The sequence below is a fragment of the Streptacidiphilus melanogenes genome, assembly GCF_000787835.1.
GTDB lineage: Bacteria > Actinomycetota > Actinomycetes > Streptomycetales > Streptomycetaceae > Streptacidiphilus > Streptacidiphilus melanogenes.
Genome location: NZ_BBPP01000037.1, coordinates 1 through 10,627, shown reverse-complemented (window position 1 = coordinate 10,627; position 10,627 = coordinate 1). Strand labels below are relative to the sequence as shown.

Annotated in this window: 8 protein-coding genes; 3 read left to right on the top strand and 5 right to left on the bottom strand. The window is 70.2% G+C overall.

Translation table 11 applies throughout. The features are described from left to right. Positions 1–40: 40 nt before the first annotated feature. The 5 genes from TR49_RS29795 to TR49_RS29780 form a co-directional block, all read right to left on the bottom strand. Positions 41–1,408, bottom strand: coding sequence for an LLM class flavin-dependent oxidoreductase (locus TR49_RS29795; RefSeq protein WP_042387101.1), 1,368 nt, complete (start codon positions 1,406–1,408; stop codon positions 41–43). A gap of 142 nt (positions 1,409–1,550) precedes the next feature. Beyond that, entirely contained in the window at positions 1,551–1,628 is a 78-nt protein-coding gene (locus TR49_RS46820) for a putative leader peptide (RefSeq protein ID WP_369405347.1), read from the bottom strand. Between the two features lie 130 nt (positions 1,629–1,758). Continuing rightward, positions 1,759–4,278: a pullulanase X25 domain-containing protein gene (locus TR49_RS29790; RefSeq protein ID WP_152627515.1), complete on the bottom strand. Its 2,520-nt coding sequence runs from the start codon at positions 4,276–4,278 to the stop codon at positions 1,759–1,761. Between the two features lie 199 nt (positions 4,279–4,477). After that, a complete protein-coding gene (locus TR49_RS29785; RefSeq protein ID WP_236653584.1) occupies positions 4,478–6,925 on the bottom strand; it encodes a DUF8508 domain-containing protein in 2,448 nt (815 codons plus the stop codon). 242 nt (positions 6,926–7,167) lie between these two features. After that, on the bottom strand, positions 7,168–7,719 hold the full coding sequence (locus TR49_RS29780) for a PadR family transcriptional regulator (protein ID WP_042387098.1): 552 nt from the start codon (positions 7,717–7,719) through the stop codon (positions 7,168–7,170). Positions 7,720–7,799: 80 nt separating this feature from the next. Here TR49_RS29780 and TR49_RS29775 point away from each other — a divergent pair, with 80 nt between their 5' ends. The 3 genes from TR49_RS29775 to TR49_RS29765 form a co-directional block, all read left to right on the top strand. Next, a complete protein-coding gene (locus TR49_RS29775; RefSeq protein WP_152627514.1) occupies positions 7,800–8,390 on the top strand; it encodes a hypothetical protein in 591 nt (196 codons plus the stop codon). Positions 8,391–8,460: 70 nt separating this feature from the next. Beyond that, the gene (locus TR49_RS29770) at positions 8,461–9,096 is read left to right on the top strand and encodes a TMEM175 family protein (RefSeq protein ID WP_052434749.1); all 636 of its coding nucleotides are present in this window, start codon (positions 8,461–8,463) and stop codon (positions 9,094–9,096) included. 305 nt (positions 9,097–9,401) lie between these two features. Next, on the top strand, positions 9,402–10,627 hold a 1,226-nt coding region (locus TR49_RS29765), incomplete at its 3' end, for a S53 family peptidase (RefSeq protein ID WP_439654140.1).

Below are 10,627 nucleotides of genomic sequence, written 5' to 3'. Positions count from 1 at the left end.
CACCGCCGCGAGGGTGCGGGCGGGAGTCGGGCGGGCCCGCTCAGGCGGTGTCCTCGGTGGCGCGGTGGAACTGGTTGGCCGGCACCGGAAGCCCGTAGTGCTCGCGGAGCGTGGTGCCCTCGTACTCCTCGCGGAACAGACCCTTGTCGCGCAGGATCGGCAGCACCTGCTCGACGAAGGCCGCAAGGCCGGAGGGCAGGGACGGGGCCATGATGTTGAACCCGTCCGCCGCGCCGCCCTCGAACCAGGCGGTGATGGCGTCCGCGATCTGGTCGGGCGTGCCGACCAGCTCGAAGTGGCCGCGCCCGCCGCCGATCCGGGAAATGAGTTGACGGACCGTCAATTTCTCGCGGACGGCCAGCTCGATGAAGAGGTCCGCCCGGCTCTGCGCACCCTCCAGCTTCGGCCGGGCCAGGATGGGGTCCGGCAGGGGCTCGTCGAGTCGGAGGTCGTCCGGCTCGGTCTCGAAGACGGCGGCCAGCTGCCGCAGCCCGTACGCGGGCACGCGCAGCTCGTCGAGCTCCTCGGCGAGAGCCCTGGCCTCCGCCTCGGTCGCCCCGATGTACGGGACGATACCGGGCAGGACGATCACGCCGTCGGGGTTGCGCCCGGCGGCGCGCACCCGCGCCTTGATGTCGCGGTAGAAGTCGGCGGCGCGCTCGTACGTGCGGTGGGCGGTGAAGATCGCCTCGGCATGCCGGGCCGCGAAGTCCTTCCCGTCCTCGGAGGAGCCGGCCTGGACCAGCAGCGGGTAGCCCTGTGGCGGGCGTTCGACGTTGAGCGGCCCGGCCACGGCGAAGTGGCGGCCGCGGTGGTCGAGCCGGTGCAGCCGCGCCGGGTCGGCGTAGCGACCGGCGGCCTTGTCGGCGACGACGGCCTCGGCCTCCCAGCTGTCCCACAGCGCCTTGGCGACCTGGAGGAACTCGTCGGCCCGGGCATAGCGGTCGGCATGGCTCGGGCGGGTGTCCAGGCCGAAGTTGGCGGCCTCGGCGGTGCCGGCGGAGGTGACGATGTTCCAGCCGGCCCGGCCGCCGCTGACGTGGTCGACGGAGGCGAGGCGGCGGGCCAGGTTGTAGGGCTCGTTGTACGTGGAGGAGACCGTCGCGATGAGCCCGATTCTGCTCGTCGCCTGCGAGAGAGCGGTCAGCAGCGTCAGCGGTTCCAGCTGGCCCGGAGGCCGGAATTCGCCGGTGCCGCCGAGGGCGGGGCCGTCGGCGAGGAAGAGGGAGTCGAACTTGGCGCTCTCGGCGAGCCGGGCCAGCTCGATCCAGTGCTGCAGGTCGAAGGCGGCCCGCGGAGGGGCGGTCGGCAGACGCCAGGACGCCTCGTGGTGTCCGGCGTCCATGAGAAAGGCGTTGAGGTGCAGTTGGCGGCGGCCGTCGCGGTCGTCGCGAGCGTGCAAGGGCATGCGGGAATCCCCCTCGGGCAGGGCGGGCGCAGAGAATTGTCAGACGACTAGACGTCAGTTCTGGTGCAGGGGACCGGCACGGGGCCCGGCGAGAGGTCGGCGGACGGTCTCGGGGCAGCGTTCGGGAAGGCCGGGCTCCCGATCAGGAACAACAGAACGCGCTGGCTACGTGCGCCAGGTCGATGTGGCGCCGCCGAGTCAGAAAGGCGCGCGGGTTCATGGACGTGAGTGCACCAGAAGCGGCCCGGGACGGTCAAGGATTCCCGGGCGGCTTCTCGCATGCCGGAAGAGTGCTTCAGCAGTGTTGCGCGGGCCCGCCCGAGGACGGGCCCGCGGTGTGGCGTGGTCGCTCAGTTCCTGGTGAAGACGGTCACCGCCCGGGGGTCGCAGGAGGTGCCGCTCGCGGACGTGGCGCCGTCGGCGTCCAGCACCTTGGTCCAGGAGCCGGCCGGCAGGGCGGCGTTGTAGGCGGCACCGGTGGGATTGACGACGACGACCGTGTCGTACGTGGTGGGCGCGGCCGGATTCGAGCTGATCTCGGCGGTCACCACCGAGCCGTCGACCTGCGTCGTCATCTGGTTCTTGACGGCCGACCAGGTCGTCAGGCGCAGCGAGGCGGTGGCCTTGCGCAGGGCGATGGCGTCCCGGTAGTAGCTGACGATGCCGGCATTGGTGATCATGTCGCCCCAGTGGATGGCGTTGACCGCGTCGGGGGCGTCGTAGGAGTTCATCGCCGTGGTGTAGTCGCCGTTCACCACCTTCGAGCGGAGGAACTCGTCGCCCTCGGCGATGACGGGGACGCCCTGCGAGGTGAGGATCGTGCCGACGGCCAGCCGGTCGATCGCCCCGGCGGTGCCGGTGGCCCCGCCGGTCGCACCCGAGTAGGTGATCTTGTCGTAGAGGTTCAGGTTGTCGTGGATCGACACGTAGTTCATGGTCTGCTCGGGGTTGACCGCGAACGCAGGCGTCCACAGGTTCGACACCGTCGCGGTGCTGTCGGCGTCGGTGGGCGAGCCGGTCATGCCGAAGGCGATGGCCGAGGGGTTTCCGTTGCCGCCCATGAACGCCATCACGTCGTCGTTCGTGCCGCCCCGGATCGCGTCGCGGTACACGCCGTTGAACGCCCCGAAGTGGACCGGCGACAGCGCGGGCATGGTCCCGTAACGGACCTTCTGCGGCTCGTTCGGATCGCTCGCCCCGCCGTTCCACGGCTCGCCGTACATCATCAGGTCGCGGTCGGCGTAGGTGGTCTGGAGGTAGTCCGCCCAGCTGTAAACGTCCTCGTAGTAGTGGACGCCCGCCAGGTCGAAGCGGAAGCCGTCGACGTCGTAGTCACGGACCCAGTGCTCCAGCGAGTCCTGGATCATCCGGCTGACCATCGGGTTGCCGTCGTCGATCGAGTCGCCCGTCCCGGACAGGTCGGTCGCCGTGTAGTACGTGCCTGTGATGTTCCCGAACACGCTCTTGGTGTAGGTGTGGTTGTAGACCACGTCCATGATCACGCGGATGCCGTTCCGGTGGAACGCGTTGACCATGTCCTTGAACTCGCGGATCCGGTCCTCCGGCGCGGTGAACTGCGAGTACTGCTCCTCGGGGACGTTGTAGTCGACCGGGTCGTAGCCCCAGTTCGGCACGGTGCTGCCGAAGTCGAAGGACGGCATGATCTGGACGGCGGTCACGCCGAGCTGCTTGAGGTGGTCGATGCCGGTGCTCACGCCGTCGTAGGTCGTGCCGTTCTCCACCAGGCCGAGGAACCTGCCCCGCTTGGCCGGGTCGACTCCGGAGCTCGGGTCGATCGTGTAGTTGTGGACGCTCAGTTCGTAGACGACCGCGTTCGTGCGGTCGACCAGCGCGGGGCGCGGGTCCCAGCCGCCGTCCGTGGGGGTGACGGCGGCCGTGTCGACGACCACGCCCGAGGTGGTGCCGGGCACGACCATCTGCGCGTACGGGTCGGGGACGGCCACCCCGCCCACACGGAACTGGTAGTCCTGGTCCAGCAGGTTCCCGGTCACCACGGCCTGGTAGACGCTCGAGTAGCCGGGCAGTGTGGTCGGGCTCAAGGTGTAGCTGTTCCCGCCGACGGAGACTGTCACATTGGAGCTGTCGGGCGACCAGAGGCGGAAGGTGGTCGCGGTGGGGCCGTACAGCGCGCCGAGCGTGTCGAGCGGCGCGGCGGCCCCGGCGTTGCTCACCACGGTCAGCAGATGCGTGGACGCGTTGTACGAGAAGGTCGTGGTGTCACCCGCCGCGGGCACCACGAACCCGATGTTGGCGCCGCCTGCTGCTCCGCCGGCGCCGTAGTTGGTGGCCCAGGACTGTCCGAGGGTGACCTTGGTGTTCCAACTGCCCGCCGGAATCGCCGTGGTGGACCAGGTGTAGACACCGGTGCCGTTCGGGTCGGTCATGGTGGTCGTCGCGCAGGTCGCGGACCAGGTGGCGCCGCAGCCCACGGCGGTCTGCCAGTCGCCCGTGGCGGTGACGACGGGCATGGCCGAGTCGTCGGTGACGACGTGGGTGTCCGGGTCGTAGACGAAGGCGACCTGCTCGCCGCCGGTGGGGACGGTGAGGTCGATGTTCGCGCCGCCCGGTGCACCGCCGGCGCCGTAGTTCTCGGTCCAGGCGTTGTCGACGGCGACCTTGTAGGACCAGCTTCCGGCGGGCAGGTCGAGTGTCGCCTTCCAGCGGCCGTCGCTCGCGAGGGTCATCTCCGCCTGGGGGCAGGCCGGTTGCCAGGTGCCCGAGCAGCCGAGGGCGGTGTCGAAGGTCCCCGGCAGGCTGACGGCGCTCGGGGCGGCGTCGGCGGCGCGGGCCGGTTCGGACCGGGTGGCCGCGCCGCCGACGAGCAGAGCGAGGGCCGCGGTGAGCGTCACCGCGCGGCGGAGCACCGCTCCGCGTCGAAGGCCTGGGGTGGTTCTGGTGGATCTGTTGGATCGGGTGGAGCCGCGTCTCATGGGAGGACGACCTCCGGGCAGGGGTGGGGGATGGCGATGAACCATCCCGCCTGCCCGGCGGTGCGTCAAGACACCCGTCACACCTTTTCAGAAACTTGCTGCAAACTCATTCAGTCGCTCAGGGGCGGAACTGGACCTCCTGCGGGTCGTGGTCGCTGGTCTGGTTGGCGTACTCGGAGTTCATGTGGACGACCTGGTAGGTGCTGTCGCTGACGCCGCGGCTGACCAGGATGTGGTCGAGCACCTCGGAGACGCCCTCGTAGTCGTAGGTGTACTGCTGGTTCAGCGGCAGCGTGGTGATCAGGTCGGTCAGGATGCGCGGCCCGGTGCCGTCCGCGGTGCCCGTGGTCAGCGAGTGCAGGGCCGGGCTGAACTGGTAGTCGTTCAGGTCGCCGACGACGACCACGTCCGCGTTCTTCTTGATCGCCAGGAGGTTCTGCACGAAGTCGTGCACGACCTGGGCCTGGCCGGAGCGCTGGAGCGCCGAGGACTGCGCCGGGTACTGGAAGCGGCCGTCCTGGTTCTGGTCGCCCAGCTTGGCGTCGAAGTGGTTGGCGATGACGAAGACCGGCTTGCCGCGGAAACTGAACTCGCCCACCAGCGGCTTGCGGCTGGAGTTCCAGACCGGGTTGGTCGGGTCGATCCGGCCGGGCGACAGGGTCAGCTGCGGCGTGCCGTGGACGTCGACGATGTGGGTGCCGGTGGTGCTGCGGTCGGTGTCCGACGGGCCGCGGTCGACGAAGCTGACGCGGTCCGCGTTGAACAGGAAGACGACCCGGATGTTGCCGCCGGGCTGGCCACCGTCCTGGTCGTTGACCGGGTCGATCTCGCGGTAGCTGTACTGCGGGCCGCCGGCGGCGGCGATCGCGGCGGTGAGCTTGCCGATGGTCTGGTCGGCGGCCACGGTGCCGTCGTCTGTGGCGCCCGTGTTGTCCTGGATCTCCTCCAGGGCGATGATGTCGGGCTTCGCCAGGTTGGTGACGATGCCCTTGGCCAGCGCGGCGAACTTGGTGTCCGCGTCGGACGGGGCCAGGTTCTCCACGTTGTAGGTGGCGATGGAGAGGTCCTTGGCGGCGGCCGGGGTCGCCACCACCGGCGCCAGGTTGCCCGCCTGGACGGCGCCCAGGCCGGAGGCCGCGAGCAGGAAGCCGCCGTACTGCGAGTAGTCGATGGTGCCGATCGTCGCGCCGGTGAACTCGTCGCCCACGCTCACCTCGGGGTTGGTCCCGTTGTCGGCGACCACCTCGAGGCGGCCCGACGGCGGGGTGTTCTCGCCGGTCAGCTCGCTGCCGCCGCGGTAGCTGACGGCCTCGGTCGGCTTGACCGTGACGTACTGCTCGCCGTAGGAGTCGGAGGGGCCGACGACGCGGGCGTTGTCCACCTCGACGCGCATGCCCTCGACGGACTCGTAGAAGTCCAGGACCGAGCGGCTCGGGGTGATCGGCGTGCTCTCGATGTTGCCGCCGCCGAGGTTCGGCGCGTAGGTGCTCGGGACGTTCGAGGCGGAAAGGACGATCGGCGCGGGCAGCGGGTTGCCCGAGCTGAGCGTGGTGACGGTGGGCGAGGCCAGCTCCGTCACGGACAGGTTGGAGGTGGTGGCGGCGGTGTCGCCGCTGGCCAGCGGGTAGTACTGGGAGACCTTGGCGGAGACCAGCACGGAGTCGCCGACGGCCACGGTGGGGGCCGAGCTGGTGTAGACGAAGATGCCCTCGCTGGTGGCGGGGTTGTCGTCGGCGTTCGGGTCCTGCATCCAGAAGCCCTTGCTGCCGCTGGTGCGGATCGCGGTGACGACGCCGGGGACGTTGGTCACCGACTTGCCGTTCAGCGGCGAGACCCAGGCGGCGCCCTGGATGTCGTGGATCCGGACGCTGCCCGGCGTCGCGGTCGGGCTGGGGCTCGCGCTCGCGCTCGGGCTGCCGCTCGCGCCGCCGGAGGCCGAGTTGTGCGGCGCCGGGGCGACGGCGGTGAAGTCGGCGCCGTTCTGGTCGCTGTCGGCGCCGGTGGCGTTGCGCGTGTCCGCGGTGGTGTTGCTCAGCGTCGGCGCGTCGGCGGTGCCCTCGTGGACCACGGCGGTGCCGTAGCCGACGAGGTCGCGCACGGTTGCGTCGGCCGCGCAGTCGGCGGCGGTCTTGCAGGTCAGCGCGGTCTGCGAGGTGACCAGGGCGACCGTGCCCGCGGTGCCGCCGAGGTTGATCGCGCCGGTGGCGTCCGGGGTGGGCAGGTCGGCGGTGCCGCCGGAGCCTGCGGCCTCCTGGACCAGGTAGTAGCCGCCGGGGGCGATGCTGCCGGTCAGGGGGGTGGTCTGCCAGGTCGTGGTGGCCCCGGGCGAGGCGGAGAGGTACTGCACCGACCAGGTGGACAGGTCGACCGGAGCCGACCCGTTGTTCCGCAGCTCGATGAAGTCGTTCTTCAGGGTTGCGCCCGAGTTGCCGCCGCCTCCGTAGACCTGACTGACGACCAGGTCGGCCGAGGGGGTGGCGCCGGCCGATGGGGCCAGGGCGACGGCGGCGAGCGCGCTGCTGACCGCTATGGCGGCGACGAGCATGCGGTTGCGGGGAGTGGACACGGTCCTCCTAGACCTGGGCAGCCTGAATCGGCCGACGCGGACTTCTCCGGCCGGCGGACGTCTCTGAGTGGTGCTCAGGAGACAGCATGGGGGCATCGGATGAACCGCGCATGGCGATTCGCAAGACTGTCGGCGTCAGTTCATCGGGGCGTCGACATCGTCGCAGGTCATGATCGATCTACGCGGGTTGGCAACGGGCGTAGATTTCCGGCCCGGAAGGCGGTCTCACGCGGCGGCGCGGGTCAGTTCGGGTCCGCTCCGGGCGGCTCGCTCTCCAGGTGCTCCTCCAGCTGCCCGGCGGCCCACTCCGCCCACTGCGCCGTGTTCTCCGAGCCGCGGATGCCGAACTCCAACGCCAGCCAGCCGCAGACCTGGACCGGGTCGCCGACCCAGGTGGCGGTGTCGCGGACCTGTTCGAGGGCGGCCTGCCGGGCGCTGTTCTCGCGGGCGAAGTCCTTCAGGTACGCGACGCCCTCCTCCCGTCTGAGGGTCCACAGGAAGAACACGCGCAGGAGTGCGGCGCTGCGGAAGGCGAGGTCGGGGCCGACCTCGGTGAGCCAGCGGTGCAACTCCTCGCGGCCGCTGTCGGTGATGCCGTAGTCGCGGCGGTTGCGGGCGCCGGTGCCGGTGACCTCGATCAGGCCGGCCTCCTTGAGCTTGGCCAACTCTCCGTACACCTGGCTCTGTTGGGCGGGCCAGACCATCGACAGCGAGGTCTCGAACCGCTTGAGCAGGTCGTATCCACTGGCCGGCTTCTCGGCGAGGAGGCCCAGGAGGGCGTGGCGCAGACTCATGTCCGCATCGTAACCCTCGGGCTTCACCTGTCGGAGTAGACATACCAACATTGACATGTCAGTCTTCGGATATCGTCGTCGTGCCCACAAGGGGGGTCCTGGTGAACTACGTCCGCGGTTTCGCTCCATGGCTGTGCTACGCGGCCCTGAGCCCGGTCGACTGGCGGCTCGGCATGTGCGCCGCCGCCGTCGCCGCCGTGCTGCTGCTCGCCTCCCAAATCCGGGCCAGGAGCGTGGACTTGCTGGGTGCCGCCTCCTGCGCGTTCTTCGTGGCGATGGCCGCGGCCGCGCTCGCCGCGCCCAAGTCGGGCCTGCAGACCTGGACATGCGTGCTGGCGAACGCGGTCCTCGCGGTCACGGCGCTGGCGTCCCTGGCGGTGCGGCGGCCGTTCACCCTGTCCATCGCCCGCACCCGGGTGGCCAGGGAGTTCTGGAACGCGCCCCGTTTCATCCACGTCAACATGGTGCTGACCGGCGTGTGGACCGCGGCGTTCGCCACCGCGGCGGCGGCCTGTGCGCTGATCGTCCACTACGGCCACGCCGCGGCGGTCCCGCTCGTCGCCGTGCAGGTCCTCGCGTTCGTGGTCCCGTTCGTCTTCTCCGGCCGCTACGCCGACCGGGCCCAGGCCAAGGCCGCCGCAAACGCCGCGGCCGGACAGCCCTCGGCCTGAACCAGGGCCTGCCTTGCCCCATCTACACGAGAAATGATGCGAGATGATACAAAGCGCCGACGCGACGCCTGTGAGCAGCACCGAAGAGAGCGAACTGGTCGGTCCGGAACGGCTGATCTACTTCTCGGACGCCGTGATCGCCATCGCCATCACGCTGCTCGCCCTGGAGTTGCCGGTTCCGGCGGACGGCGTCCACGGCAACGCCGGGGTGCTGCACTTCCTGCGCACACACCTGTCGGAGTACGTGGCGTTCCTGATCAGTTTCGCGGTGGTCGCCATGCACTGGCTGTTCCACCAGCGCCTGTTCCGCTACGCGAAGGGTCTGACGGGCGGCGCGATCCAGTGGAACCTGCTCTGGCTGCTCATGATCGTGCTCATGCCCTTCGCGACGAAGCTGCTGACCAGTGAGGCCGACGCGTTCCAGGTCCAGTTCACCGTCTACGCGGCCACGCAGGCACTGGCGGGCCTGTTCCTGTGGCAGGCCTTCGCGGCGCTGCGCCGATCGGGGCTGCTGCGGGAGAACACACCCCCCGGGATCGTCGGCACCACCCTGACGTGGATCGCCGCGGTGGTCGTGACGTTCGCGGTGTCGATCCCCGTCGCGTCGGTGACCCACTCGGCGTCGTTGTGCTGGGCGCTGCTGCCGGCGGTTCGCTTCGCCCTGCGCCTGGCCCCCGAGGGGTGGTTCGGGCTGCGGCGTCCGTGACCCGCCGCTGTCAGGGAACGCTCAGAGGATTCTCAGAAGAATTCGGCGCCGGACTCTGTTCAGCGTGTCCGTGTCAGCCCTACTCTCACGTAGGCACCACGTAGCAGGGTGTCACTCCCCGTGTCTGTCGCCTGTGTCCTGGGCGTGTCTGCGGGGCGTCAGCACGTGCACTTCGTTTCCCTGAACCGGAATGGCACCTCGCTGACGTCCCGTCAGCTTCTGGTGCCGTTCCCCTTCGTCCCTCAGGAGGGTGCGGGTTGTTTACCCAGGACTCCGCGCGCCGCTTGCGCGCGCTAGGAAGGACCGTGGCCGCGTCGGCCGCGGCCGCCACGGTGGCCGTGTTCGGTCTCGCTGCGGTCGCGCCGGCGCAGGCCGCCACCGCGAACGGCACGACCTCGTACCACCAGCAGTGCCCGCAGGCGCCTGTGGGTTCCGCCAGCTGCATGGCGCTCAAGCGCACCGATGTGAAGCCGCAGTTGGCGCACTCCGGCGCCACGCCCCTGGCCACGGTGTCCGGTTACGGCCCGAGCCAGCTGCAGTCCGCCTACAACCTCGCCTCGGCGGCGGCCTCGAACGGCGGCGGCGAGACGGTCGCGGTCGTCGATGCGTACGACTACCCGAGCGCGCAGAGCGACCTGAACGCGTACCGCAGCCAGTTCGGCCTGCCGGCCTGCGGCAGCGGCTGCTTCACCAAGATCAACGAGAACGGGGCGACCAGCCCGCTGCCCTCGCCCGCGCCGGCCAGCGACGACTGGACCGGTGAGGAGGCGCTGGACATCGACATGGTCTCGGCGATCTGCCCCAACTGCCACATCATCCTCGCCGAGGCCAGCTCCGAGAGCAACGACGACCTCGGCAAGGCCGTGAACGCGGCCGTCAACGCCGGGGCGAAGTTCGTCTCCAACAGCTACGGCGGCAGCGAGGACTCGACCGACACCACCTACGACACGGAGTACTACGACCACCCCGGTGTCGCGGTGACCGTCTCCTCGGGTGACAGCGGCTACGGCGTCGAGTACCCCGCCGCCTCGCAGTACGTCACCGCCGTCGGCGGTACCGCGCTCAACACGGCCTCCAACTCCCGTGGCTGGAGCGAGTCGGTGTGGTCGACCTCCTCCAGCGAGGGTGCGGGGTCGGGCTGCTCCGCCTACGACCCCAAGCCGAGCTGGCAGACCGACACCGGCTGCTCCAAGCGCACCGTCGCGGACGTGTCCGCGGTGGCCGACCCCGCCACCGGCGTGGCCGTGTACGACACGTACAACAACAACGGCGGCTGGAACGTCTACGGCGGCACCTCCGTCGCCTCCCCGCTGATCGCGGCCGTCTACGCCCTGGCCGGTAACCCGGCGGCGGGCACCAACCCGGCGTCCTACCTGTACCAGCACACCTCGGCGCTGAACGACGTGACCAGCGGCAAGACCGCCACGTGCTCCCCGGCGTACCTGTGCACCGCGGAGACCGGCTACGACGGTCCGACCGGTCTGGGCACCCCGAACGGCATCACCGCCTTCCAGAGCGGCTCCTCCACCGG

Coding starts and splice junctions, on each gene's coding strand:
- TR49_RS46820 (WP_369405347.1), bottom strand. CDS start 1,628: ATGAACCCGCGCGCCTTTCTGACTCGGCGGCGCCACATCGACCTGGCG.
- TR49_RS29780 (WP_042387098.1), bottom strand. CDS start 7,719: ATGAGTCTGCGCCACGCCCTCCTGGGCCTCCTCGCCGAGAAGCCGGCC.
- TR49_RS29795 (WP_042387101.1), bottom strand. CDS start 1,408: ATGCCCTTGCACGCTCGCGACGACCGCGACGGCCGCCGCCAACTGCAC.